This window comes from Arthrobacter sp. NPDC056727 (genome assembly GCF_042790555.1).
Classification (GTDB): Bacteria; Actinomycetota; Actinomycetes; order Actinomycetales; family Micrococcaceae; genus Arthrobacter.
Genome location: NZ_JBHTZA010000005.1, coordinates 126,742 through 152,585, shown reverse-complemented (window position 1 = coordinate 152,585; position 25,844 = coordinate 126,742). Strand labels below are relative to the sequence as shown.

24 protein-coding genes and 1 pseudogene are annotated in these 25,844 nt (G+C 63.3%); 9 read left to right on the top strand and 16 right to left on the bottom strand.

Translation table 11 applies throughout. The annotated features are described in order from the left end of the window. Positions 1–130 precede the first annotated feature (130 nt). Positions 131–2,008: a glycoside hydrolase family 15 protein gene (locus ACFRAH_RS07090; RefSeq protein ID WP_377990200.1), complete on the top strand. Its 1,878-nt coding sequence runs from the start codon at positions 131–133 to the stop codon at positions 2,006–2,008. Between the two features lie 796 nt (positions 2,009–2,804). After that, positions 2,805–3,035 (top strand): hypothetical protein, encoded by a 231-nt coding sequence (locus tag ACFRAH_RS07085; RefSeq protein WP_377990199.1) that lies wholly within the window; start codon positions 2,805–2,807, stop codon positions 3,033–3,035. 557 nt (positions 3,036–3,592) lie between these two features. Here the strand turns inward: ACFRAH_RS07085 and ACFRAH_RS07080 are convergent. Further along, entirely contained in the window at positions 3,593–3,880 is a 288-nt protein-coding gene (locus tag ACFRAH_RS07080) for a type II toxin-antitoxin system RelE/ParE family toxin (RefSeq protein ID WP_377990198.1), read from the bottom strand. Continuing rightward, complete coding sequence (locus ACFRAH_RS07075) at positions 3,877–4,152, bottom strand: type II toxin-antitoxin system Phd/YefM family antitoxin (protein WP_377990197.1); 276 nt, start codon at positions 4,150–4,152, stop codon at positions 3,877–3,879. The genes ACFRAH_RS07080 and ACFRAH_RS07075 overlap by 4 nt, the downstream gene beginning before the upstream one ends. Before the next feature lie 658 nt (positions 4,153–4,810). On the opposite strand from ACFRAH_RS07075, the gene ACFRAH_RS07070 reads away from it, so the two are divergent. Genes ACFRAH_RS07070 through ACFRAH_RS07045 form a run of 6 tightly spaced genes read left to right on the top strand, consistent with a single transcriptional unit; the run spans position 4,811 to position 11,137 of the window. Next, positions 4,811–5,848, top strand: a complete 1,038-nt coding sequence (locus ACFRAH_RS07070) for an extracellular solute-binding protein (protein WP_377990196.1) — start codon at positions 4,811–4,813, stop codon at positions 5,846–5,848. Between the two features lie 28 nt (positions 5,849–5,876). Further along, positions 5,877–6,938: an ABC transporter ATP-binding protein gene (locus ACFRAH_RS07065; protein WP_377990195.1), complete on the top strand. Its 1,062-nt coding sequence runs from the start codon at positions 5,877–5,879 to the stop codon at positions 6,936–6,938. Then, positions 6,935–7,168 carry a hypothetical protein gene (locus ACFRAH_RS07060; protein ID WP_377990194.1) on the top strand — a complete coding sequence of 78 codons (234 nt, stop codon included), beginning with the start codon at positions 6,935–6,937 and terminating at the stop codon, positions 7,166–7,168. The genes ACFRAH_RS07065 and ACFRAH_RS07060 overlap by 4 nt, the downstream gene beginning before the upstream one ends. 21 nt (positions 7,169–7,189) lie before the next feature. Next, positions 7,190–8,710, top strand: a complete 1,521-nt coding sequence (locus ACFRAH_RS07055; protein WP_377990193.1) for an ABC transporter permease — start codon at positions 7,190–7,192, stop codon at positions 8,708–8,710. 19 nt (positions 8,711–8,729) lie between these two features. Continuing rightward, positions 8,730–10,064 carry an adenylosuccinate lyase family protein gene (locus tag ACFRAH_RS07050; RefSeq protein WP_377990192.1) on the top strand — a complete coding sequence of 445 codons (1,335 nt, stop codon included), beginning with the start codon at positions 8,730–8,732 and terminating at the stop codon, positions 10,062–10,064. Between the two features lie 59 nt (positions 10,065–10,123). Beyond that, a complete protein-coding gene (locus ACFRAH_RS07045) occupies positions 10,124–11,137 on the top strand; it encodes a LacI family DNA-binding transcriptional regulator (protein WP_377990191.1) in 1,014 nt (337 codons plus the stop codon). Between the two features lie 871 nt (positions 11,138–12,008). Here ACFRAH_RS07045 and ACFRAH_RS07040 read toward each other — a convergent pair. The 3 genes from ACFRAH_RS07040 to ACFRAH_RS07030 are packed head-to-tail and all read right to left on the bottom strand — an operon-like array spanning position 12,009 to position 14,700. Continuing rightward, positions 12,009–13,178 (bottom strand): acetyl-CoA C-acyltransferase, encoded by a 1,170-nt coding sequence (locus ACFRAH_RS07040; protein WP_377990190.1) that lies wholly within the window; start codon positions 13,176–13,178, stop codon positions 12,009–12,011. Next, a complete protein-coding gene (locus ACFRAH_RS07035) occupies positions 13,175–13,936 on the bottom strand; it encodes a CoA transferase subunit B (protein WP_377990189.1) in 762 nt (253 codons plus the stop codon). Before ACFRAH_RS07035 ends, ACFRAH_RS07040 begins: the two co-directional genes overlap by 4 nt. Before the next feature lie 32 nt (positions 13,937–13,968). After that, complete coding sequence (locus ACFRAH_RS07030; RefSeq protein ID WP_377990188.1) at positions 13,969–14,700, bottom strand: CoA transferase subunit A; 732 nt, start codon at positions 14,698–14,700, stop codon at positions 13,969–13,971. 746 nt (positions 14,701–15,446) lie between these two features. On the opposite strand from ACFRAH_RS07030, the gene ACFRAH_RS07025 reads away from it, so the two are divergent. Continuing rightward, positions 15,447–16,259, top strand: a complete 813-nt coding sequence (locus ACFRAH_RS07025; protein WP_377990187.1) for a FadR/GntR family transcriptional regulator — start codon at positions 15,447–15,449, stop codon at positions 16,257–16,259. 121 nt (positions 16,260–16,380) lie between these two features. Here the strand turns inward: ACFRAH_RS07025 and ACFRAH_RS07020 are convergent, their stop codons facing one another. The 11 genes and pseudogenes from ACFRAH_RS07020 to ACFRAH_RS06970 all read right to left on the bottom strand — a co-directional run bounded on the left by ACFRAH_RS07020 (position 16,381) and on the right by ACFRAH_RS06970 (position 25,843). Next, positions 16,381–17,661 carry an MFS transporter gene (locus ACFRAH_RS07020; protein ID WP_377990186.1) on the bottom strand — a complete coding sequence of 427 codons (1,281 nt, stop codon included), beginning with the start codon at positions 17,659–17,661 and terminating at the stop codon, positions 16,381–16,383. A 98-nt stretch (positions 17,662–17,759) separates the two neighbouring features. After that, entirely contained in the window at positions 17,760–18,176 is a 417-nt protein-coding gene (locus ACFRAH_RS07015) for a nuclear transport factor 2 family protein (protein WP_377990185.1), read from the bottom strand. Continuing rightward, positions 18,173–19,795 (bottom strand): bifunctional 3-(3-hydroxy-phenyl)propionate/3-hydroxycinnamic acid hydroxylase, encoded by a 1,623-nt coding sequence (locus ACFRAH_RS07010; RefSeq protein WP_377990296.1) that lies wholly within the window; start codon positions 19,793–19,795, stop codon positions 18,173–18,175. Before ACFRAH_RS07010 ends, ACFRAH_RS07015 begins: the two co-directional genes overlap by 4 nt. A gap of 24 nt (positions 19,796–19,819) precedes the next feature. Beyond that, a pseudogene (locus ACFRAH_RS07005) lies at positions 19,820–20,047 on the bottom strand (YciI family protein); the annotation flags it as partial. A 39-nt stretch (positions 20,048–20,086) separates the two neighbouring features. Continuing rightward, positions 20,087–21,034 carry a VOC family protein gene (locus ACFRAH_RS07000; protein WP_377990184.1) on the bottom strand — a complete coding sequence of 316 codons (948 nt, stop codon included), beginning with the start codon at positions 21,032–21,034 and terminating at the stop codon, positions 20,087–20,089. A gap of 103 nt (positions 21,035–21,137) precedes the next feature. Continuing rightward, the gene (locus ACFRAH_RS06995; RefSeq protein ID WP_377990183.1) at positions 21,138–21,959 is read right to left on the bottom strand and encodes a fumarylacetoacetate hydrolase family protein; all 822 of its coding nucleotides are present in this window, start codon (positions 21,957–21,959) and stop codon (positions 21,138–21,140) included. A 114-nt stretch (positions 21,960–22,073) separates the two neighbouring features. Further along, positions 22,074–22,856, bottom strand: a complete 783-nt coding sequence (locus tag ACFRAH_RS06990; protein WP_377990182.1) for a hypothetical protein — start codon at positions 22,854–22,856, stop codon at positions 22,074–22,076. A gap of 70 nt (positions 22,857–22,926) precedes the next feature. Then, on the bottom strand, positions 22,927–23,427 hold the full coding sequence (locus tag ACFRAH_RS06985; protein WP_377990181.1) for a DoxX family protein: 501 nt from the start codon (positions 23,425–23,427) through the stop codon (positions 22,927–22,929). A 39-nt stretch (positions 23,428–23,466) separates the two neighbouring features. Next, entirely contained in the window at positions 23,467–24,276 is an 810-nt protein-coding gene (locus tag ACFRAH_RS06980; protein ID WP_377990180.1) for an ABC transporter ATP-binding protein, read from the bottom strand. Beyond that, on the bottom strand, positions 24,273–25,061 hold the full coding sequence (locus tag ACFRAH_RS06975) for an ABC transporter permease (protein ID WP_377990179.1): 789 nt from the start codon (positions 25,059–25,061) through the stop codon (positions 24,273–24,275). The genes ACFRAH_RS06980 and ACFRAH_RS06975 overlap by 4 nt, the downstream gene beginning before the upstream one ends. Then, complete coding sequence (locus tag ACFRAH_RS06970; RefSeq protein ID WP_377990178.1) at positions 25,058–25,843, bottom strand: ABC transporter permease; 786 nt, start codon at positions 25,841–25,843, stop codon at positions 25,058–25,060. The genes ACFRAH_RS06975 and ACFRAH_RS06970 overlap by 4 nt, the downstream gene beginning before the upstream one ends. Position 25,844 lies beyond the last annotated feature (1 nt).

Sequence of the window (25,844 nt, the reverse complement as noted above, 5' to 3'; positions counted from 1 at the left end):
GACCTAGATCCAGGGCGACAGCAGCGTCAAGGCACGGAGTCAGGACTCGCTGCCACCGGGGGAGCAGCATACTGGTGTGGTGAGGAGCGACGCCGGGTCCGGGGCCCAGAGGCGGCGGTTAGGGGCAGGAGTGAGTCAATACCCGCCGATCGCCGACTATGCCTTCCTGTCCGACTGTGAAGCAAACTGCTTGATCGCACCGAGCGGTCAGGTGGAGTGGATGTGCGTGCCGCGTCACGACTCACCGAGCTTGTTCTCCGCCATGCTTGACCGCGCCGCGGGGGCCTTCAAGGTAGCACCCTACGGCGTGCGGGTGCCCACTGCGCGCCGATATCTCCCCGGCAGCCTGATCCTTGAGACCACGTGGCAGACAAGGACGGGTTGGCTCATCGTGAGGGATGCCCTCGTGATGGGCCCGTGGCACCACACCGAAGAGAGGGCCGGCCGATACCGGCGCCCGCCGACGAACTTCGAGGCTGAGCATTGCCTGCTGCGCACCGTCCGGTGCGTCAACGGCGCCGTGGAACTGACTGCGATGTGCGAGCCGGTTTTCGGCTACGGCCGGCGCAGGGCCCGGTGGGAGTTTGCCGGTCCCGGTTACGGGGAGGTCCTGACCGTCAGCCGCGACGACGCAGACCCTGTGCTCCGGCTGACCACCGACCGCCGGCTGGGTATCGAGGACTCCACCGCGGTGATCCGCAGCCGGATGACCGAGGGCGAGCAGGCGTTTATCGCGCTCTCCTGGGGGTCGCTGCCCCCACCGATGACATGGGAGGAGGCTACCTACCGGCAGTGGCAGACCACCGAGTTCTGGAGGCAATGGATCACCGGCGGCGAGTTCCCGGACCACCCGTGGCGGGAGGAGCTGCAACGCAGTGCCTTGACGTTGAAGGGCCTCACCTACGCGCCGACCGGCGCCCTGGTTGCAGCGCCGACCACATCACTCCCCGAGACGCCCGGGGGAGAGCGGAACTGGGACTACCGGTACACCTGGGTTCGCGATTCCACGTTCGCCCTGTGGGCCCTCTACACCCTCGGCCTGGACCGCGAGGCCGACGACTTCTTCGCATTTATCCGCGACGTCGCCGCAGAGGACGACCTGCAGATCATGTACGGAATCGACGGCGAGCGGGACCTTCCCGAGGCCATACTCGAGGAGCTCAACGGCTACGACGGCGCCCGGCCCGTGCGGACCGGCAACGCCGCCGTCCACCAAAGGCAACTCGATGTCTGGGGTGCCATGCTCGACTCCGTCTACATTCACGCCAAGTCCAGGGACCAGCTTCCCGAGCCGCTCTGGCCAGTCCTGCTCCGCCAAGTGGAGCAAGCCGCCGTCCACTGGCGGGACCCGGACCACGGCATCTGGGAGGTCCGAGGCGAACCAAAGCACTTCACCTCCTCAAAGCTCATGTGCTGGGTCGCCCTCGACCGTGGCGCCCGGCTTGCCCGGCTGCACGGCCAGGCTGACTACGCGCGGAAGTGGGACACCCTCGCGGAGGAGATCCACGAGGACATTTGCCGCAACGGTGTCGATGACCGCGGCGTCTTCGTCCAGTCCTACGGCACGATGAACCTTGATGCCTCCCTGCTCCTTATTCCCCTGGTTCGGTTCCTGCCGGCGAACGATCCGCGCGTGCGCGCCACAGTCCTTGCCATCGCCGACGAGCTCACCCGGGACGGGCTGGTCCTGCGCTACCGCCCCGAGCAGACCGATGACGGGCTCACGGGTGACGAGGGGACGTTCACGACGTGCTCGTTCTGGCTCGTCTCGGCCCTGGTGGAGATCGGAGAAGTGGTACGCGCCAAGGCGCTGTGCGAGCATCTGCTGTCCCTGGCCAGCCCCTTGGGACTTTACGCCGAGGAGCTGGATCCTGTGAACGGCCGCCACCTCGGCAACTTCCCCCAGGCGTTCACCCACCTGGCCCTCATTAACGCGCTCGTGCACCTTATCCGCGCCGAAGAAAGGAACCGCGCGGCGCAGTTCGCCCCGGCACACCGCCACACCTGAAAGCCCTCTTAATCTCTTTGTTGGGCTGGGCGAGGTGGCGGGTTTCGGGGCGAGGGCTCCGCCGGAACCCCCGCGATCACCAAGGCCTGTACCGCCGAGCTGCCCTACCGGTTCCACTTGCCACCCGAACCAAAGAACGGCATGCCTGCTCCTGAACTTCAGCACCGGACTCGCAACCGATGTGTGCTGATCCACGTTGTTTCGCGGCAACGTGGCGCTGCCCGCCAGGCCCGTCCGACTCGACCCCTGGCTCGCAGGTCCGGATGCAACGGGCATTCTTCCTGTCGGTCTCAGGGACTTTTCAGGCAGCAGGGAGTATCACGATGATGACGAAGACCAGCCAATCGAGCATGCGGGGCAAGACGAGAACGGGCCTCGGCACCCCACCCGGCAGCGCAACAGCCTCTGCCGGGTGCAACAGCCCGGAGGTGCGGGCCACGGCAGGCTGGCTGGCACCTACGAATAGAGAGCAGCCAAGGCTGTGGGAGCCGACCGCGGACGGTAAGCCGCGGAGTGATTTCAGTCGTATCGCGAATCTGGACACCAGATCGTCATGTCGACGATAAGCCGCCGTAACACAGGCAGACCACACTGGCCAGTGACGGTGATCCGCAGTGCCGCCGCCCCGGCGGGGAGACGGAAATCAGCAGCCAGGAGCAACCATGTATCGCGTGATCTCGCAGACTAGTGCACGGCTGAAAGATCCATTCCCGAACCGCTTTCCGGCATCAGGCTGGGCGGTCCAACCGCTTGTAGCAGGCACCAGGTAACACACCTATTCAGGAAGGCAGTGTCAATGGAGATGGACATTAGGGGAAACTGGGACAAACTCAGCCCCTCCACGCAGCAATGGCTCATCGATAACCCAGGGTCTGCGATCATGCCGCGCACCATGGCTACCCTGATCTGCGAGGAGATCGGCGTACGGGCCGACGATTGTGACCTGCACGGAGGCTCGCCGCTCTCAGAGTCCGACCGCGACTTCATTCTCGGGAAGGCCCGCTCTGCCACTTCAGCAGACCGGTAGCCACGGTTCTTTGGCAGCACTCCTCTGCGCCTCTTGCCAGGTCAGACAGGTGATCGCGTTTTGCCTCGTCGAGCTGCGGGAGCCCTGCGCGTGGAGGAGTCCTTGCCTGGCGGCTTCACGGACCACCAGCCGAATATGGTCGAACAGCGCACGCTTCACGGGTACGGGGTCGATGCAACTGATCCTGCCTGCGGACCATTTCAGGTCGGCGCAGTGCAGCGCAAGGCGTTGGACCCGGTCACTTCCGGCCTCCAGACTCGTGAGCGCTACGCTGAATGTCTCCGCACCGCGGCGGTCCAACCCTTTGACGATGGCGTCGGCGTCATCTCCCATGCGGCCGAGTTGGCTTGACGCCCCTCGTGGATCAACAGCGGCGGCGACTCACCATGACCGCTCTGGACGATGGGCGCCCACATGCAGACAAGGCCTGGCCGATTCCGATGTCTGGATCCCGCAATAGATGAGAGATTCTCGCATCCAGCGCGTTCAGATAAAACGATAATGGAGATTCCATCAAGCTGCGCCGGCTGCTCTTCTCCAGGCTTGGGAGTGGCGGGTTATCGGGGTTTGTAGACGTCCGAGCGGTGTTCGATGCGGTGAACGTAGAGGATGTGAGCTTCAACGTCGAGGGTGAACAGCACCCTGTAGTCACCCCGTCGGGCGGTGCGGAGCCCGAGGAGTTCGTTCGTAAGGGGCTTGCTCAACCGGTACGGGTTCTGGGGCAGGACTCCGGTGACGAACTCGACAATGGCGGCGGCCGCTTTTTCCGGGAGCCGCCGGAAGCCCTTCAGTGCCGGGCTGGTGACTTCAACCTTCCATGGATCTTGGGCGGCGGACTCGGTCACCGTGGCGGGAGCCCGAATTCGCGGCGGAGATCTTCTCCGCTGGTTGTATTTCCCTCCGCGATATCGCGCCTGGCCTGAGCGAGGTCTTCACGGATGCCCGGCTGCGACAGCCAATGGATGGTTTCCTGCAGGGATTCCAGGTCCGCAGCAGACATCAGGATCGCTGACGGGTGCCCGTGTCGGGTGATCTGGATGATCTCGTGCGTCTTGTCCGCTTCCTCCACGAGCGCGGAAAGCTTGTCCTTCGCCTCACTAAGCGGTACCGTCTTCACGCGATAATCATAGCCGAAGTTTTGGCCATTATTTAGCCTAGGTTTTAGCTGAACAGCGGGCTCTTGCCGTTGTCCTACCGGTCTGCTGCGTCGCGTCAGAATAGAGCCACATTTCTGTTTTCTAGACAGTGCCTCATCATGTTCTCAGATCCCACCCTGACAGCTTGGGGAAGGAAACCGGGACGTAGGCAGCTCGAGAACAAGCACAATAGCCCCAAGAATCTGGGTCTGGTGGACTTGGCCTGAAGAGGAGGGGCGGCTATGTCCCATGCTGAGATACGGCATGCGTCTGAGAACAGCCGGAGCTTCCCCCACAGTCCAAATCCTCCCATGTCACACGCGCCTGACGTCAGATTGGGGTGTAGGCCAAAAGACTTCTGCCTGCACTATGACTCTAGGGTGGTGCCTACGAACGAGCGGCCGGGCTTAAGGGCAGTTTCCATGTCACTTACCCCGGCTGAACTAACCCCTCCTAGCCGCGGCTTGACGTGACTGGAGTCACGAGTGCATGATGTTTAAGCCAGTTGGTGAATCGATCCGCCAAACGATCACATAGACCACTGGCATATTTCATCAGCCTTGGTGAATCGATCCGCCAAAGTCACATGACCTCAGCCGCCTCCCCGATGTTTTCGCGGCTGACTCAAAGGAGAGCAACATGCGTCGTCGCACATTCGTCTCAGCCGCCATCGCAACGGCTGTCATCCTCGGTTCCTCCGCCTGCGGGCTGGACTCCGGCTCAGCCGGCGGATCCACTTCCGGGACCGTCACCGTCTATACCTCCCGGCCGAAAGCCATCACCGAGGGAATCGTCAAAAAGTTCGAAGCCGAACACCCGGAAGTCAAACTCAACCTCCTGACCCTAGGTGCCCAGGAAGTTGCGGACCGCGTCCGTGCCGAGGCTGGCAAACCGCAAGCGGACATCTGGTGGGGCGGTACGTCCCAGCAGTTCGATCAGGGCGTAACGGCGGGCCTGCTGGAACCTTTTAAGCAGGACGTGGTGGACCGAGTCCCTGAGAAGTACCGCGGTAAGAACAACCTGTGGCTGGCCGAGCAGCGCCTCGCCGAAGTTATCGCCTACAACAACACCATGCTGACCCCGGAATCGGCTCCCAAGGACTGGGATGACTTGGTCAAGGACGAGTACAAGGACAAGATCCTGATCCGCGACGTGGCAGCCTCCGGCACGATGCGCAGCATCTTCGGCTCGATGATCCTGAAGTACGGCACTGTCTCGGACCCCGCACCCGGCTACGCATGGCTTAAGAAGCTCGATGCCAACACCAAGGACTACACTGCCAACCCCACCGACCTGTACCTCCGTATCCAACGGCAGGAAGCGCCGCTCACGGTTTGGAACCTGCAGGACATCATGAACCAGCAAAAGGCTGGAGTGCCCTTCACCCCCGTCGTCCCTGCCTCCGGTGCACCGGTCCTCCTTGACGGGATTGGAAAGGTCAAAAACGGCCCCGACAAGGACGCCGCAGACACCTTCGCCGCGTTCCTGCTCAGCGACTCCACCCAGCAGTACCTTGCCGAGAACAACTTCCAGATCCCCACGGTGAAACTCGCCAAGGAGCCGGAATGGTTGGCCAACGTTGGCCTGAAGGAAATGAACGTCGACTGGAAGGCCGAGTCCTCCAAGGAAGCCGAATGGATCAATTACTGGGTCCAGAACATCAAGAACCACGGCTAACCCGAGCCGAACAACAGAGGTACACGTCATGATCACAGTTCAACTCGACAACGTCACCAAGAGCTACGGCGACCTTCCCCCTACCGTCGCCATGGATCTCATCATCGGTGCCGGCGAATTCTTTACCCTGCTCGGACCGTCCGGCTGCGGCAAGTCCACCATGCTCCGCATGATCGCAGGATTCCTGCAGCCAACCAGCGGCATGATCCGCTTCGGCGGCAAGGAAGTCACCAACACCCCTCCGCACCGCCGCGACACGGGCATGGTCTTCCAGAACTACGCCCTCTTCCCGCACATGACCGTGGCGCAGAACGTCGCGTATGGCCTGAGCATTCGAAAGGTGGCCAAAGCAGACCGGGCCAGGCGGATCGAGAAGGCCCTCGCCCAGGTTGGTCTTGCTGGCTACGGTTCGCGTAGGATCGACCAGCTCTCCGGCGGGCAGCAGCAACGCGTAGCCCTGGCCCGCGCGGTTGTCATCGAACCGTCCGTACTGCTGCTTGACGAGCCGCTGTCCAACCTCGACGCCAAGCTTCGCGAGGAAACCCGCCTGCAGATCCGCAAGGTCCAGCGTGAGGCCGGCATCACCGGTATCTACGTCACGCACGACCAGTCCGAGGCCATGGCCATGAGCGACCGCATCGCGGTGCTGGAAGCCGGCAAAGTGCATCAGGTCGCCGCGCCCCGCGAGATCTACCACCGTCCCGCAACGGCATTCGTGGCCCGATTCATCGGCAGCAGCAACGTCCTCGACGCAACGGTCCTGTCCACAAGCGTGGAAGGCGTGCGTCTGAGACTCGAGGGCGGCGGTGAACTTCAGGTGCCCGTTTCCCCGTACGTCGAAGCGACACCTGGAACGGTCGTCAAGGTGTCCATCCGTCCCGAGCAGCTTAGCTTCGGCGCCGAGGAGGACAGTGTTTTGACCGGTGTCGTGCGATCCCTCGAATTCACCGGCGCCTCCCTTAACTACGAGGTGGCATGCGGTGCGGAGATCCTGACCGTGAGCGTCCCGGACGGCCTGGACGCACCGCGTGAAGGCGACTCCGTCCATCTGGTGTGCGGGCGCAACAAGGCCTGGATGGTGCAGCCATGAGTACCGACACTCTCACCCGGGAAAGCATCAGCGTTAAGACTGCGGCGCGGGTGTCCCGCGGCAGCCTGGGTGAGCGAATCGGGCATGACAGGTTTGTCTACATTTTGGCTATCCCCGTCTTCCTGATCCTGCTCTTCTTCGTGGTGGTCCCCATGGCCCAAACCGCGTTGTTCTCTGCGAAGGGTGAAGGACTGGGCGCCAACTACGCTAACTTCTTCAGCGGCGCCTAACTCTCGGCCCTGGGACTGTCCGTGGGGATCTCCCTCGCCTCCGTGGTGTTGTGCGGCGTGGTGGGCACCCTCCTGGCCGTGCTGCTGACCAGGTTCGACTTCCCCGGCCGCAAGCTCCTGGAAGTTTTCGCCATTTTGCCCATGGCCCTGCCGCCCCTGATCGGCACGGTGTCCTTCGTGCTCCTCTACAGTGAAACAGGCATCGTTCCCCGCGCCTTGCACGAACTGATCGGCATCAGCCCCGCAGCCACAGCTGTCTCCGGCATCGCAGGGGTCCTGGTGGTGCACACCTTCACCATGTACCCGTTCTTCTATCTGTCCGTGACTGCAGGTTTGGCCGGGCTGGATTCCTCTCTTGAATCCGCAGCTGCCAATCTTGGCGCAGGAAAGGTTCGGACGTGGTGCACGGTCATCCTGCCCATGCTGACCCCTGCCCTGGTGTCCTGTGCTCTTCTGACATTCATGATTTCCATGGCTTCCTTCACGGCGCCGCAGCTCTACAACGTCCAGACGCTGACCATGCAGATCGTTTCCACAAGGACGGCCGGCGCCCACGAGCTCGCCGCAGCCCAGTCCACGGTCCTCTCGGTCGTCTCGATCCTGTTCCTGGTTGCCATGCGGTGGTACCAGGGCCGTCGCATCCACCGCTCCCTGTCCAAAGGGACCCAGCGGGACCGTGCTGTGAGCACGGGAGTCATGCGCTACGTGGCGCTGGGAAGTTCGCTGCTGCTCAGCGTCGTCCTGGTTGCCCCGGTTCTGGTCATCATTCTGGTGTCCTTCTCCGTCGACAGTTCCTGGACCACCCAGGTTCTGCCCGCCAAATACACGCTCGGGAACTACATCGGCATCTTCTCCAACCCCAGGAGTCTGCTGCCCATCAACGTGTCCGTCCAGATGAGTCTCCTGGCAACCATCGCTGCCGTAGTTATCGGCGCTCTCGCGGCCTGGATCATTTCCCGCTGGAAGCTCGGCGGGAAGACCCTGTTGGATCTGGCCATCATGCTTCCGTGGGCACTGCCCGGCACCGTCATCGGCGTGAACCTCGTAACGGCATTCAACGATCCCAACCCGGGAAACCTGGGCCTGCGCCTCGTGGGTACCCTCTGGATTCTCCCGGTGGCCTACTTCGTCCGGTACGTGCCGCTCGTGTTCCGGTCCACGACCGCCACATTGGACCAGCTGGACCCATCGGTGGAAGAAGCCGCGCGGAACCTCGGCGCCTCACCCACGCGGGTTCTGAGGACCATCACCTTGCGGCTGGTCTCCAAGGGCATCATCGCGGGAGCCCTCTTGGCCTTCGTCGACGGCGTCGGTGAGTACGTGGCCTCCGTGGTGATCTACCCCGCCGGATACGTCCCGATGTCCGTGGAGATCTACAACCGGATCTACTCGGCAGAGTTCGGTTCTGCTGCCGCCTATGGAAGCCTGCAGATCGTCCTGATCCTGATCGTGCTGACCGTCTCCAAACTCCTGGAACGGGACAAGAAAGAGGCGTCCAGGGACGACGCAGCGACCAAGGCCATGGCAGGACCCGTTGTTTAAGGAAAGAGGCACCCACGACATGCTCACCACGTGCGCCACCGATCAGGTCCGGGACCTGTTTACCAAGACCAGCAAACGCCAGCGCTGGCTGGACGTTGAAGCAGCGCTGGCCAAGGCCGAAGCCCGGCTCGGCATCGTCCCGGAAGCAGCCGCCCGGACGATCGCAGAAAACGCCCGTTTGGAACTCTTGGACGAAGCCGAACTGGACAACCAGGAACGCCTCACTGGCCACGTCATGGTCCCGATCATCCGTGAACTGTCCCGTGTCACCGGACCGGAAGCCGGCGGGTGGGTCCATTGGGGTGCCACGACACAGAACATCCAGCAAAGCGGCGATACCGTCGGGATCCTCAAGGCCCTAGACGCCGTGGAGGAACAATCCATCCACGTCATTCGGGCACTGGTGGAGTTGGCGCTGAATCATGCGGACACCCTCATGGCCGGACGGACTCACTGGCAGCAGGCCGTGCCGATCACCTTCGGATACAAGGTGGCCTGCTGGCTCGATCCCATGCTCCGGCACCTGACACGTCTCGATCAGCTGCGTCCCCGCTTGGCCGTGTCCATGACGGGCGGAGCGGCAGGGACATTCGCTACGTTCGGCGGGAAAGGCCCACAGGTCCAGCAGCTCGTGGCTGAAGAATTGGGCCTGCTGCCCATGCCAGTCCCCGGCAGGGGAATCGTGGACCACTTCGCCGAGTTCGTGTCAGTGCTGGCCTTGATGGCCGCGTCATCGAGCCAGATCGCCGGGGAAGTGTCCCGTCTGATGGCGGCCGAATACGGCGAGCTAAGCGAGGAGATTCCCGAAGGCGATGTTGGAAGCTCGACGATGCCACAGAAGCGGAACCCCAAGCTCAGCGGCGGGGTCGTGACGAACGCGGCCATCGTGCAGGCGGCTGCTCCCATGGCACTGGAAGCAATGATCCAATCCCATGAAGTGGATGGGGCCCGCTCGGCGTTGATGGACCATGCTGTCATGACCGCAGCTGTGCACGGCACCGAGACGCTCCGTCTCCTGGCCGACCTCTTGGGCGGTCTGCATGTCTTCCCGGAAAGAATGAAGGATAACCTCGGCCTCACGCATGGCCTCATCTCGGCCGAAGCCGTGATGATGGGGCTGGCTGGATTCATGGGACGGCAGGAGGCACACGACATCGTGCACCACGCCGCCACGGAAGCCGTCACAACCGGCACCGACTTCCTTGACGTTCTGCGGAAGGACACCCGGGTCACCGGAGTGCTCGACGAAGAGGAACTAGGCAGGCTCCTGGATCCGGTTCACCATACCGGGCTGAGTGCGCAGCTGGCCCGGGAAACTGCCAGCAGGGCCGAACTGATGCTGGCCGGACGATGACCGCCCTCGCCGGGACGCCCGTCCCGGGAAGGCGCGTTCGTCCTGCTACTTTAGGTCCTATGACAGAACACGTGACACTCAAGGACGTGGCCGCCCACGCCGGAGTGTCGCGGACGACCGCGTCGTACGTGGTCACCGGGACTGGGCGCATGTCGCAGAAAACCCGTGACAGGGTCCATGCCTCCATCAAGGAGCTCGGCTACGTCTACAACAGGGGTGCCGCATCACTGCGGACCCAGCGTTCCAGCACCATCGGGGTAGTGGTTACCAATATCTCCAGCCCGTTTTTCGGAGAGCTTCTGGTGGGGCTGGAAGGTGAGCTCCGCGCCCATGGATTCCTCTCGCTCGTGGTTGCGACCGGGGATGACCCGACCCGACAGGAACAGCTGATCGCTGAGCTGCGGGAGCACCAGATTGCAGGCCTGGCAGCAGTCCCCGCCTCCGGGAGTTCACCCGACTTGCTGGACGCCATCAGAGCATCGGGAACACCACACGTATTCATGACCCGATACCTCGAGGGGGAACCTGCACCATATATAGGTCCCGATGATGTTCAGGGCGGACGGCTGGCCGCCCAACATCTCCTGGAGCATGGGTGCCGGACCATTGCCTACCTCGGCGGCCGCGACATCGTGTTGTCACGCCGGGATCGTTTGGACGGTGTCCGAAACGCGATCGCAGACGCAGGGCTTGATGAGGCTGCGCTGACCGACATCCAAGGCGACGCCACAGGCGAAGCTGGCCTCGCGGCAGGAGAACAGTTGCTGGCCGCAGGCCCCCTGCCAGATGGGGTGATCTGCCACAGCGATAGCGTGGCGTTCGGCTTCTACCGAGCACTCCGCGTGCACGGCGTACCCGTGGAGTCGGTCCGGGTCATCGGGTACGACGACATCCGGGGAGCCGCCCTTTGGGAGCCGCCCCTGACCAGCGTAGCCACCCATGCCGAACGTCTAGGCAAACTTTCCGCCCGGAAACTGCTCGCAGCACTGGGAGCCCTCAACGCTCCAACTGCTGATTTGGTCGAGAAAGTCGCCCCAGAGCTCATCGTCCGCCAATCCTGCGGGTGCCCGTAATGCCATCACCGCCCTTGTCGAAGACGCTTCAGACACGCGCCGCTGGCAGATTTTGCGCCTGGGGTCCGGCCATCGTGCCAGCTGAGGGTCGGCTTCCCGTGGGTGACGTCACCATCACGGTTGGAGGTCGCCAGCAACTCTCCGGGAAATGTGTGGTGAATTTTGTGGAGTCCCAGCGGTCGGGGTTGCTTGTAGCGGGTTAGAAGTTCCCTGAGCTCGTGCGTTTGCGCGGAGAAGAGTGTGGATGAAAGAACACATCATCCAAATCATGAGCCACTAAGTGCGCCCTCCCTTTTCGACCAGAGTCAAAACAGTCGCGTCGTCACTCCTGGCGCCCAGCAATGGCAGCACGTTCGGGCTGGTGTCAGGTTGGGGTGTGCCTCTACTTGACGATAGCGGAGACATCGCGAAGCGCCAGGGAACCGATAACTGCGGTTTCCCCAGGGATTAGCAGGAGCGGCGGGACGGCAGTCGTTGCGATAGGTGGCGATCCGGGTGATCGCCTGGCCGTCCCGCCGCGGTCGTTTGGTTCTCAGATTGTCAGCGGAGGGGACGGTCCTGTCGTATGCGGGGGTCGACTCGCCAGACGTCGATTCCGTCATCTTGATGAATCATGATGCGTCCGTTTCCGGCACTCAGATGGATCCACATGGTCGTGCCGTCTTCGGTGATGTCGTCAACCCGCCCGGTACCCTCGGTCCGGTGGCCGCGGCGGAGCTCGATGAATTCGTCACGCCACAGGTGTTTCCACTGGGCTACCCGATAGGGCCCGGTTCCCGATCCGGGGATCCTTCCCGGTTGCGGTGGGCGTGGCGGTGTGATTGAACGTTCGCTGTTTTGTTGAAGCATCGTGGGGACCAGCACTTGTCTCCTAGAGTGCTCTGAGGATGATGGCGGATCCTTGTCCGCCGCCCCCGCATATGCCGGCAGCTCCGAGTTGTCCTGGTCCCAGCCCGGCCAACTGTCGCGCCAGCGTGCCGACGATTCGGGCACCTGAAGCGCCGATGGGATGGCCGAGTGCGACGGCGCCGCCACGGGTATTGACGATGTCGGGACTGATGCCGAGTTTCTGGACTGACCTGACGGCCACGGCGGCGAACGCTTCGTTGATCTCGACGGCAGCGAGGTCCTGAGTGTCTGCACCTATTCGGGCGAGTGCTGCGGTGATGGCATTGGCCGGTTGGTCGTGCAGTCGAACATCGGGCCCGGCTACGAAAGCATGCGACTCGATGACGGCGAGGGGCGAAAGGTTCAGGCGGTATGCTGCGGAGTCACTGACCAGCACCAGCGCAGCAGCCCCATCGGTTATTTGTGACGAGTTTCCGGCGGTGATGGTGCCTGCGCCACCAAAGGCGGGGCGAAGGGGAGCCAAGGAATCTACTGTGGTTCCCGGACGTACCCCGTCATCGTCGGTGACGAGTGTGGTGCCCTTACGCGAGACCAGCTTGAACGGTTCGATTTCCTCGGCGAGGAAGTCCGCGTACGTTTCGGCTTTTTGGTGGGAGGCTGCAGCCCAGGCGTCCTGACTGGGCCGGTCAAGGGCGTATTCGCTGTTTCCCTCTTCCGTGGAGACTCCCATCGAGCGCTGTTCGAATGCATCCGTTAGGCCGTCGTATTCGAGTGTGTCCAGAGCCTGCATGGAGCCGTACCTGTTCCCGGCACGGGCTTGGAAGGCATGGGGTGCCAGGGACATGGATTCCTGTCCCAAGGCCACGACTACATCTGCCTCGCCGGCGGAAATCATGCGGGCACCCGAGACCACTGCCTCCATTCCGGACAGGCACACTGCATTGAGCGTTATTGCCGGTACGGACATCGGGATGCCCGCGGTCACCGATGACTGCCGGGCCGGGTTCTGCCCAGCTCCGCCCTGGAGAACTTGTCCGGCAAAAACATACTGCACGTCTGTCCCTTGCACACCCGCGCGACTTAGTGCCGCACTGATTGCATGGGCGCCCAGTGCCGTTGCCGGCACGGAAGCGAACCGTCCGTTGAACCGCGAGAAAGGGGTCCGGGCATAGCCGGCTATCAACACGCTCATGCCTGGACCGCCTCAGAAGCTCGTGATGACTCCCCGTCCAGCCCAGGGTCCGTAGTCGGGGGAAAACCGGTAAGTCCGCGGATGTTCGGATGGCTGCCTCCCGGTACGTTCAGGGATATGTCGAATTCCGCTTCGGTTTTCTCGTGAATGTCGGTGAGACTCACGCCCGGGGCCAGCCGGGTCAGCGTGAGCCGCCGACGGCCGCCGTCTTTCTTCACCAGGTCGAAGACGGCGAGATCGCTGATGATCCGGTCCACGCAGCTCAGCCCGGTCAGCGGAAGCGTGCATTCGCGCACGATCTTCGCGGTACCGTCCTTGGCGTTGTGCTCGGTCAGGACCACTACACGGGGTGTGCCGGCCACCAGGTCCATGGCCCCGCCCATGCCTTTGACCATCTTGCCGGGAATGGTCCAGTTGGCGAGGTCGCCGTTGCCGGAGACCTGCATGGCGCCCAGGATCGCGACCTTCACGTGCCCGCCGCGGATCATGCCGAAGGAGCTGGCGGAATCGAAGATACTCCCCCCGGGCAGGACGGTGACGGTCTGCTTGCCGGCATTGATCAGGTCGGCGTCCTCCTCGCCCTCGTACGGGAACGGGCCCATACCCAGGAGACCGTTTTCGCTTTGCAGAACGACCCGGACGCCGTCGGGCAGGTTGTTGGCCACCAGCGTGGGGATGCCGATGCCGAGGTTGACGTAGTCGCCGTCGTTCAGTTCTTCGGCCGCGATCGCAGCCATTTCATCCCTGGTCCACGCCATGGGGATTCTCCTTTGTAAATGTGTATGAAGCCTTAGACGGCCAGGGCCTCGGTGTTGATCAATTCGCTGCGCGGCCGGACGGTGCGCTGCTCAATGTCCTTAACACGCGCGGTGGCCTGCACCAGCCGCTGCACAAAGACGCCTGGGGTAACGATGTGGTTGGGATTCAGTTCGCCTGGTTCCACAACCACCTCAGCCTCCGCGACGGTGAGCCGGCCAGCAGTGGCCACCACGGGATTGAAGTTCCGTGCGGTATGCCGGTAGATCAGGTTGCCGTCTGTGTCGGCGGTGTGGGCGTGGACCAGTGCGACGTCGGCGACGATGGCGCGTTCACGGACGTATGTTTCCCCGTCGAACACCTCGTGCGGTTTGCCTTCGGCTACCAGGGTGCCGACGCCGGTCCTGGTGTAGAACGCGGGGATGCCGGCGCCGCCGGCGCGCAACCGTTCGGCCAGGGTTCCCTGCGGGGTGAACTCCACTTCCAGGACCCCGGCGAGGTACTGCTCAGCGAAGAGCCTGTTCTCACCGACGTAGGAGGCGATCACCTTGCGGACCTGGCCGGCTTCGATCAGGATGCCCAGGCCTTTGCCGTCAACCCCCATGTTGTTGGAGACGACGGTCAGTTCCTTTACGCCGGAGTCGCGCACGGCCTCGATCAGGTCCGCCGGAATGCCGCTCAGCCCGAACCCGCCCACCGCAAGGGTGATCCCGTCCCTGAGCACCTCGGTCAGGGCGGCGGCCGCATCGGATTTAAGTTTGGACATAGCGGTTCCTTTGTTGTTGCGTTGGGCAGATTCTCAGCTGCAGCCATTCTCGGGGGATCTGGACGTAGCTGAGCTAGTGCGGTGTGGAGGATTCTCACGCCCACCCTGTCAGGGCCGACTCGGAGCAAGCCAGACTTCATATCCCTGGGCCTTGTCGATCAGCGTTCGGCTGAATGGGCCTTCAGCGCTCAGCCACAGGAGGTTTCCGTCATCGGTGACTGCGTCAACTGTTGCCCTTCGAACAAACTCAGAGCCCAGATACACATCCACTTCGGCGCCGGGCAACCTTTCCCATTCCAGAAACGGATTTCCACGAAGCCTGCTCAGTGCGTCGGCGCTGATCAGGACCTCAGGTATCAGCACGTGAACACCCGCGGCACGGATTCAAGGCGTTTGCGGAAGAGGGATCGTTTGGCAGGTCGCTCAGACCGGCGCAATTAGGGGCTCCCTTTCCTGGTGCAGCGGACCTCGCGCCGGCCTGCACATCGTCGGTTTGCGGCTTCCCCGGTGGAACTGGAATGGGCAGCCACGTCCTGTTGCGCTTCGCAACCCCGGGCCGGTTGCCCACACTTGAACCTACGCACGCGGCCTCGTTGCTGGCACACATTAAGAGCTCCATTTCTCATCACATTTCGGACGGCACTGTCAAAATAAAACATGATCATTATTATGATTACGGGACATGGTTCTCAGTGTCAAGGACGGATAAGATGATCATGATGAATTGGTTACTTTAGGAGGAACTCATGCGGACCACAGCGGCACCCCCTGCGGCGTCTCCCGCACACGAACTGTGGGGCCCGGTGCCTTCTCCCGATGATTCACTGCGGGCCGCTCCAACGAACCGGGCCGAAATGGCGGCAAACCTTATCGCCGAGTTGGCCGCGGCGGCCGGCCCGGACGGGCGTCTTGGAAGTAAGGACGAGGTCCGGCAGCGTTGCTCGGTTTCAGTGGGGACTTTTAATGAGGCGTTGAAGATCGCCCAGGCCCGGGGCATTGTTGCGCTGCGGCGCGGTCCGGGCGGAGGAATATTTGCCGCCCAGCAGACCCCTCTGGTCAGGCTGGGCAACCAGATGCTGGCCATGGATGACAGTGAGCACATCGTGGCCGACGCGCTCAGGATGCGCAACGTGCTGGATCCTTTGGTCATCGAAGATGCCCTAATGTACTCCTCCGCGGCTGACGTCCTGGCCATGCGGGAGGAAGTCAAGGCGATGAAACAGGCGATGGCAGACGGAGACATTCCCGCGTTCCTGCACGGGAACTGGCGTTTCCAGGCCCTGGTAGCGGGCATTTCCCCGAACTCCATGCTGCGGACGGTGTTTTTGGGGCTGCTGGAGATACTTGAGCGGCACGCCGTGACGCTGCGGGCGCCGGCGGACCACTCCTTGCCGGGGCTTTTGGAGGAGAGGTTTGAGCTCTACGAGCGGATGGCCGACGCGATGGAAAACCGCGACCGGGAAAGCGCGATGCAGATCATGCACATCCATAACAACACCGGTGTCCAGCCGGCCGCCTCCCCAAAGGATGCGGTGGCCACCGATGCTGAGAATCCCTAAGTCCTGTCCAGCGCCCCTAGGTGCGGCATGGGCACGCAGCGCCGGGGCCAGGCCCAGGCCGCACAGCGCCATCTCTTTGACAGCGGGCGGCCGGGCCTGGTCTGACGGTGCTATGCCGCTCTTACTGCAGAGCAGGAGCTGGCGTGGTCTCAGCCTCTGGTGCACGGTGGGCTGACCTGCGCGAGGCGTACAGGCCTGCGCAAAGGAGCAGGCACAGGACGGCAGTGGCCGCGTAGAGCGTGAAGATCCCCGCCGGACCCCCGGAGGCGAAGGCGGTACCGCCCAGAACGGGTCCGAGGAAGGACCCGATGAAAGCCATCGAGTTTGTCAGGCCCAGAATGGTGCCGCGGGAGTGCGGGGCTACGGCACTTGAGGCTGTGGCGTTAATCAGGTTTTGGGTCGAGTGGCCGCCGATGCCCATCAGGGCCACACAGACCAGGGCGAAGCCCATGGATACCGGTCCAAGAAGGATGCCGAGAAGCCCGGCGAGGGTCAGGACGGCGCAGATGACGCCGATGATGGCAGGTCCTACCTTGTCAGCTGCTGTGGCCGTGAACCAGGAACCGATGACCGCGGCCCCTGTGAGGGTGAATGCGAAGATGAGCGCCTCCGTGAGGCTGAACCCGAGCGTTTTCATGGACTCGGCAAGCCATACGTTCAGACCAAGCCAGGTCACCATGTTCGTGACGGCGGCCAGTGCGACGAACAGAACAAGAACCCAGCCGCGGCCCCGGAAAAGGGCGGCGAACTTTTGTCCCGGAGACAGGACAGTGTCGCGGACTTCGGCCGGTTCGCTGATGCGGCAGGACATGAGCACGGCAAGAATGATCAGTGTCAGGCCGGCGCCGAGCCAGAACATTGACCTCCAGCCCAGCAGGGGCATGAGGAAGATCCCGAAGAGGGCGGCCAGCGTCCCCCCGAGTGGAACGCCTGCCATCGTGATCGTGATGACCAGGCTTCCGCGCTGCTTGGGCGCGTGGTTCCGTGCCAGCGTCATAGCCGTGGTGACGGCTCCGCCGACGCCGATGCCGGTGATGAGCCGTGCAACCCCGAGGAATTCCGGGGTGGGGGCCAGTGCTGCGAGGGCTGATCCGAGCGCGAAGACTGCTGCGGCCAGCGCCATGATCCGGTGCCGGCCGTAGCGGTCGGCAAGGGCGGTTCCGCTCAGGACGCCAATCAGTGCACCGGCGTAGACGATGCCGCCGACGAGTCCGGTGGCCTGTTCGTCAATGTGCAGGGATGGGTCGGTCAGCAGCAGGGGAACCACGGAGCCGAAGACGATCAGGTTGTAGCCTTCCATCACCGTGACGAGCATGCAGATGGCGATGACGGCCTTGTCTGAGAGAAACGGCCGGGCACTGCGTGGTTGTCCGGCCTGGGTGGTTTGGACTTCTTGTTTCATTGGTGCGTCCTTTGTTTGGGCACTACGTTGTGCTCGAGGCGTGCAACAGGGGGTCGGTGTGGCCTGAAGTTTTACCGCGGGAGTGGGGGGAGCGAAGGCTAGGCCTGCCGTATGCGGTGTTCAGTCCATTTCAAGCGTTCGGGTGTTGGGGTGAACCGTCCCCGGTATTCACCGATGGCTTGGCAGACTGGGTGGGTTCCCGCCAGTGACCATCGTTGATATGTGGCCCGATACGTAATGTCTGGGCCGTCGGTCTGAGTGAGCAGATTGGTGATGAGGTGCCGGGTTGGGGCTGGGTTTGTGAACGCTCCGGCATAGAAACCGGCTATGGCGTCTGCACCGGTTTGCGGGGGCTGGTCTTTGAAGTGCAGCTGCGCGTCGGCGAGCAGCCGCCCGGCTGCGGCGGCATCGTGTTCATCCATGGCCAGGCAGTAGAGTGCCAGCGCGTTTTCGATGAGGTGCCGGTGCTCTGCTGCGGGCAGGGTGCCCGCAGCAGAGCAGGGGACCTGTGTCACCGGCTTGAGCCGGTAAGAGCGGGCCGGGCGTCGGCGGCTTTCGTTGGTTGCAGATCGCCCAGGAACTCCTGGACCAGCTCCGGGACTTCCCCTGCTACAGCAGTGCCGTAGACATAGAAATCGGGGCGGATGAGGACGGCGTCGGCCACGATTTCGTCGAGCCAGGCTGAGTAGGCGCCGCTGACATCGACGGCCGTGTCCGCTGCCGGCACTGTTCCCAAGGCTATGACCCGGACCCCTGTCGCTTGCAGCGCGGCGTGGAGGTCTTCGGGCAGTTCGTTCCTGAGCCCTTCCTTCCGCAGCAGGAGGGTTCCGCCCGGGCCGTAGACGTCGTCGAAGAGTCCCTCTTTATCAGCTCCCCGGACGGCGGCCTGGATGGAGAGGGTCCCGCCGGAGTGGTCGTACCGGTGCAGTCCGTCACCGAGACGGGGTGCGGGGTGGGCCGGCATGCTGACGCCGGCTGCGATGTCTCCGGTCATTTTCTCGTCGCGTTTCGCCGCATCTGCAGGGTCGGTCAGGCAGATGATCTCGCCGAGTTGCATGGAGCGTTCGATGAAGTGCCGGACGTGCTCCGCCCGTTCCGTTCCGTAGGAATCCAGAATGGACTCGTCGGCGCGGCCCGTCAGGACCAGATCGAGTTTCCATTCCAGGTTTGCTGCATCGCGCAGCCCTGAACTCATTCCCTGGCCGGCGAAGGGTGGCATCAGGTGGGCCGAATCGCCGGCAAGAAGCATCCGGCCCTTGCGCCAGGAATCGCACCAGCGCGCCTGGAAAGTGTAGAGGGCGCGGCGTTCAATATCTGCTGTGCCGGGGCTTACACCCCAGGGCTTGAGGAGCTCCCAGACGTTTGCCTCACTGCTGAACTCTTCCTTGGTTTCGCCTTCCAGCCGCAGGAATTCGAAGCGGCGCCGCCCCGGGCCTCCCGGTACCAGGGTGGTGGGCCGGAGGGGGTCACAGATTTGCAGAGCCGGCGGTTCAACCTGCATAGGTTCCTTGGGCAGGAGGTCCACGACCAGCCAGTCGTGAAAGTAGCCAAGGTCGGTCATGGTGGTCCCCATCCACTGGCGGACTTTGCTGTTGGCACCGTCAGCCCCGATCAGGTACTTGCCGGTCAGTGACCGCCGCTCCCCGTCAGCGTTGCGCACATGAAGGGTGATCTGTCCCTCGGTTTCGTACCGGGATTCAGCTTCCCAGCCGCGCAGCACGGTAACGGACCCCAGGGCGGAAACCTTGTCATGCAGGAATGCCTCGACGCTGGGCTGGTGGAAGAAGTAGCTGGTGTTCCAGCCCGACCGTCCACCGCCGCGCCATTCCAGTTGCAGGAGAGGTTCACCTGCGGCGTTGCGCCATTCGTACTGATCGTCATATGCCTCGACGGCGTGCGGCATCTGCTCAGGCGAAGCGTCCAGTGACTGCAGGAGCCGGGCGATTTCATCGTCGAAGTGGACAGCCCGCGGCAGCGGGTAACTGACCAGTTGCCGCTCGACCACCGCCACGCGGTGGCCGCGGCGTCCCAGCTGCAGGGCGAGGACCCGTCCGACCGGCCCGTAACCGGCGATGACGACATCAAAGTCCTCCTCTGCCGGGCTCTTAAGCTGTTCCAGTCCGCCGGCAACCATCGGGACGTTGACTTCTGTCAGCTGGTAGGCGGCGACCTTGGCGGTGGCGTAGGGATCTTTGGCCAGTTCCGCCTCGAGGTACTCCCTGTCCTGGATGAGGGAGATCAGCACGCCGCCGTCTCGGGTCGTCTTGCTGCCCGCAGCCGCGATCACTCCAGCGTTGACGGCGGTCTGGAGCCATTCAATGTGCGCTCCGCGGTGTACAGCGACGGCATCGGCGGGCACCGTGTAGCTGATGTTGATAACAAACATTGGGGGAAGCCTTTCAGGCGCCTTTGTCTTAGTGCGGGTTTAGACGGGTTGTGAGCGAAGCCCCAGGGCGCTGGGGGCGTGGGTGCCCGTCATGAGGGCGGCGAGGTCGTCGGGTTCGAGGAAGGAGGGGGGTGGTGGGGGTCCCCAGTTGAAGAGTCCCTGGGCTCCTTCGAAGGTTTCTGGGGTCCAGATTTCGTCTTCGGGGATGCAGTCCATGTCGGAGTAGTACTCGGAAAAGTTCCCGGCGGGGTCTTTGAGGTACCAGAAGAAGTTGGATCCGGCGTGGTGACGGCCCAGGCCCCAGATGTGGCGTTCGGGGTTGTTCTCCAGCATGGCTTTGGCGCCGCGTCCGACATCATCAATGTCGTCGACCTGCCAGGAGGTGTGGTGCAGGAAGTTCACCGGGGCGGCGAGGGCCAGGACGTTGTGGTGGTCCACCGAGCAGCGCATGAACGCGCCCTTGTCCGAGATGTAGTCGCTGACCTTGAAGCCGATGCCTTCGGTAAAGAACCGCATGGTCGCTTCCAGGTTCACGGTGCCGATCACGGTGTGGCCGAGTTTGCGGGGCTTGATCGCGTAATCCCGCACGACCCCCGGTGCGCGTCCCCAGCGGTCGATCCGGCCGGGGCCGTTATAAGGGGTCGCCGGGGTGGGGTCCTGGGAGATGCGGGGGGCGACGTGGATCCGGGCGGTGAACCCGGAGACCGGCTCGGTGGCCAGCAGTTCGCTGCCGTTGTGGTTGATCGGCACACCCAGGCGGGTCATCTGGGAGGTGACCTTGGCGACGTCGTCGTCGTTGTCGGCGCCGACGCCGAGTTCGACCAGGCGCCGGGTGGGGGCGTGGACGATTTTCAGTTGTTCGCCGCCGTCACGGGTCCCGAACGAGTTGTTACCGAGCGCGTCAAGGCCGAACTCCTCGTAGTAGGCGGCCGTTTCGGGGACATTCGGTACGCCCATCACGACGCGGGTCAGGCGATGCAGCGACATGGGATTACTCCTTTGTATCCAAAAAGATGAGGTAAACGGGCAGCTCAAGGGGGAGCGCCCTGGGCTGGCCGGTCCCGTGCGGGCCCGGGCAGCCGGGGATGGTTCAGTCGCCGGCAGAGATGAAGGTCTGTGTCATTTCGCCGATGCCCTCGATCCGGGAGACCAGGGTTTCCCCGGGCTGGATGAACCGCTTCGGGCTCCGGCCCACGCCGACCCCGGCCGGGGTGCCGGTGAAAATAATGTCCCCCGGCAGCAGCGTCACCGTTGCGGACAGGCCCTCGATCAGGGCAGGGACGGAGAAGATCAGCTCGCTGGTCCGGCCTTTCTGGAGTTCTTCGCCGTCCAGGCTGCAGGACAGTTCCAGGTCATCCGGGTTCCCGAACTCGTCCGGGGTGACCAGCCAGGGCCCGACCGGGCCGAAGCCGGGGAAGGACTTGCCCAGCCCGAACTGCGGTGCCGGGCCGCGGAGCTGGGAGACCCGCTCGGAGATATCCTGCCCGATCGTCAGGCCTGCTACATGGTCCCAGGCTTCGGCCGCGGGAACGTTCCGGGCTTCCTTGCCGATCACGGCCACGAGTTCGACTTCCCAGTCGGTGTTCCCACCCTCGGGCAGTACCACCGTCGTGTCCGGGCCCGTGATGCAGGTCGGGAACTTCGTGAACACCGGCGGGAGCGTGTCCGGCTGCGCGAACCCCGACTCCTTCGCGTGCTCCGAGTAGTTCAAACCAATCGCGAACACCTGCCGCGGCGCCGGCGACGGCGACCCCAGCCACGACCGGTCGAACGGAACATCGGCAGGGGTGTCAGACAGAGTCCCGGCCCAGGCCCGGAACTCCTCCCACCGCTCATAAACATCCGCCAGCCCAGGACCAAAGCTGCCCCCACTGGCCTTATGCACATCGGTACCGGCTTCGTCAGACGTCAACAGAACAGCGCGGTTATCAACATTGGCAATACGCACAAAAACTCCTAATGGATGGGAACTAAGGGGTGATGAGAGGAGGTTCAGCTCTTATTCATCATGATCATTACGATGAGTTTAGATGTGACCGAGATCGCATGTCAAGCGATTCGGAATAATGATCATGATCATTTGAACGGAGGGCATATGCCATCCTGTAGGCAGTCGCTTTCGTGGGCGTCCGGTTGCGGCGGGAGGACTGCTTCCGCTGATGCCTTCGAATCCTCTGCCGACCAGTTTGTAGGCGGGCGTGGTGAGGAAGTCCGTGTGGTTGGCAGGCTGGTAGTAGCGGGCGAACGCTTCCTCACCCACCTCGCTGCGCAGCTTTTCGGTTTCCTCGGCGAGGATCCGGGTGACGAGTTCACGGGTAACCATCTGGCCGGTGTCCGCGAGGACCACCTCGTTGCGGATCTGCTGCCAGACCTGCGAACGGGAGATTTCCGCCGTCGCGGCATCTTCCATCAGGTTGTGGATGGCCACCGCGCCGTTGCCGGAGATCCAGACGGCGGTGTAGGCCACGGCCACGTAGAGGTTCAGGCGCAGGCCGGCTTCCGTTACCTGGCCCTCGGCGGAGGCGATGTCCAGCAGCCGGCCGGCCGTCACCGAGACCTCCGGACGCTGCTTGTCCAGCTGGTTGGGCTTGTCCCCGAGGACCGAGTTGAGGACGGAGTCGAACACCTCCTGGCAGACGGGCACGAGGTCCGCGTAGGCAATCCACGAGCCGTCGAAGCCGTCCTGCCTGGCGAATCTTGTCGGCACGGACCTTCTCAAAGGCCTGCGCGGTGACCTCCGATATTGCGGCGGTTGGGGATGACAGCAGGCCATGCCGCCCATCGCAAAGGCGCCGTCATGGCCACGCACAAAAACTCCTCTTCACGCGGGGACAGTTATCAGCCGGTGGACCGGAATGTCCGGGCCTGCGGGTGGGTGGTTATGCCGGGTTCCTGGCGGTTCGGGTGATCCGGATGATCAGCGGGGAAGCGACGATGACGCTGAGGGCGGCCGCCGCTGCTGTGTATCCGATTCCGGTGTATCCGGGTAGGTCGAGGGCCTGATCGATTGAGTAGCGGCCGGGGCCGGTGACTCCGAGGCCGAGCGCGACCAGTCCGTAGAGCAGCGGCAGTTCGTATCCGCCTTTGGCCGCCCAGATGCCGTTGTGGCGGCTCACGGAGGCTGCTACGAGCATGGTGCCGAAGACGAGGGCGGCTCCCAGGATGGAGACGGTCCCGGAGGCGATAGATGCCGCTCCTGCCATTTCCAGGGTTCCGGCGACCGCCACCATGAGAGGTGCCGGCCGCAGTCCCCAGGCCGCGAACAGCGGTGCCGTGCCTTGGATTCCTCCGCCGCCGAACCAGCCGAAGAGCTTCTGGGCGCCATGGCAGGCTACGAGGACAGCCAGTGCCGCTCGGAGCAGCAAGATCCCTTCATCCACCATGTTCTCCTTCCGTCGGATCGGGATTCCGTGGCTGGCTCATGGCTGCTGGCGGCGGACGAGGCCGAGGATGTGGGCGCGGAGGTCGGCGAACTCCCGGGTGGATTTGGTTGCTACCTGGTCCCGTGGGTGGGCCAGGTCCACGGCGACGATCTCGCTGACGCTGGTGGGAGTGCCGGAGAGCACGATGACACGGTCTGCCAGGTAGACGGATTCTTCGATGTCGTGGGTGACGAGAAGTATCGTCATGCCGTACTTTTCCTTGATGCTGTGCGTGAGGTCTTCCAGGTCGGAGCGGGTTTGGGCGTCAACGGACGCGAAGGGTTCATCCATCAGCAGGACTGCGGGTTCGTAGGCGACGGCCCGGGCGATGGCCACGCGCTGCTGCATGCCGCCTGAAAGTTGCCAGGGGTGCTGGGACCCGCTGTTTTCAAGCCCAACGCTGGCGAGGGCGGCCCGGGCCCGTTCCCGCCGTTGCGCCGCTGATATTCCGGGCCGGCCGCGCAAGGGGAGTTCCACATTGGCCTGAACCGTCAGCCAGGGCATCAGGGAGCGGCTGTAGTCCTGGAAGACGACGGCCATTCGTGACGGCGGTCCGACGACCTTGTCGTCGCCGATGAAGACTGTTCCCGCGGTGGAGGGCATCAGCCCTGCCAGGCAGCGCAGAAGCGTGGTTTTTCCGGCGCCGGAGGGTCCGACGATGCAGACGGTTTCCCGGTCATACACGTCAAAGCTGATGTTCCCCAGCACGGTCCGTGCGGTGGCTCCGGTGCCATAGGTCTTAGCAAGACCCTGAGCGGAGAGCGCGGGCACGCCGGTGAGGCTGCGTTTGATGGTTGTGTCAGTCATTGTGGTCCTCCCTGGTCTGTTCCACGCAGGCCACGGTGCCAGCGGAGCAGACGGTGTTCGATAATTCTGAAAAGCACGTTGGACAGGTACCCCAGGACCCCGAGAATCAGGAGCGCCGCCCACATGACGTCCATGTCGTACTGCCGGGCGGACTGGAGTTCGATGTATCCGATGCCCTCGGTGGAGGCAACGTATTCGCTGGCGACGATAAGGATCACACCTAGGGAAACACTGATCCGGATGCCTGCGATGATCTGCGGTGACGCCGCGGGCAGGATGATCCGCCACAGGTAGTCCCGCCGCCTGATTGTGTAGCTGCGGGCGACGTCTTTGATGAGTACGTCGATGCCCCTGATTCCGTCGATGGTGTTCATCAGAACGGGCCAGAAGGCGCCGAAGACGATGATGGCTACTTTCATTTGGGCCCCGATGCCGAACATGAACAGGGCAATGGGCAGCAGCGCGACGCCCGGGATGGCCCGCATGAACTCCAGGAGCGGCTGCAGCGCCGTATAAAGCGCTGGCACCAGTCCCAGGAGCAACCCGATGGTGATGCCCAATATGACGGAGACGGCGAGGCCGGCTCCGAGATTTTGCAGGCTGGGAAGGATGTCAGTTTCGAACCGCGCGGTGAGCACGGTGCCGATTTCGGTGGTGATCCGGCTCAGCGGTGGGAAGTACAGCGAGGTGCTGGTGCTGCTGAGGATCCACCAGGCCAGGAAGGCGGCGACGGGCAGCCACACCTCCGTGACGAGACTTGTCGTTTTGCCCAGGACTGCTCTCATGCGCTTATTCCTCTCACGGAGGGGTGCCAGAAAAGGACGCGTCGGGACATCCGGTTCAGGCCGAGGTAGGCAGCGATTCCAACGAGGCCGATCAGGAGCACGTAGGCGTAGGTTGGGGCCAGAGCGCCACCGGTCTGGGCCATGACCATTTCCATGCCGATACCCGGCGCGGAGCCAAGAACTTCACTGGAGACGGCCAGGAGCAGCCCGATGATGGCAGAAATCCTGAGTCCGGTGACGATGAAGGGCAGCGCGGATGGCATGAGGATGCTGACGACGGAGCGGGCCGGTGTGAAGGAGTAGGACCTGGCTGTGTCGAGGAGGACGCGATCGGTGTCCCGTACGCCGTAGGCGGTCTGGACGAGGATGGGCCAGAAGGCTCCGTAGACAATCAGGACGACTTTCATCTCCATGGTTGCGCCGAACAGCAAAAGGATGACCGGGATCACGGAGACTGAGGGGATGGTGCTGAGGAAATCGATGAGGAGCCTGGTGGCCCGGTAGAGGAAACCGATCCTGCCCAGGAGCATTCCGAGCGGGATACCTGCCGCGGCGGCGATCAGGACTCCGATTACCCAGCTCATCATGGTGTTGCCGAGTGCTTGCCAGAACCCTGCCTCACCGAGCAGCGTTACAAGAGCCTGGAAGGTGCTTGTCATGCTCGGGAAGACCGATGCGGGCAGCACTCCGGTGCGGCTGCCGAGTTCCCATGCGGCCAGCGCTGCGGCGATTGTGAGGGCGCCGGAGCCTTGTCTGCCGTAGCGGATCAGTTGGCGGTTCATG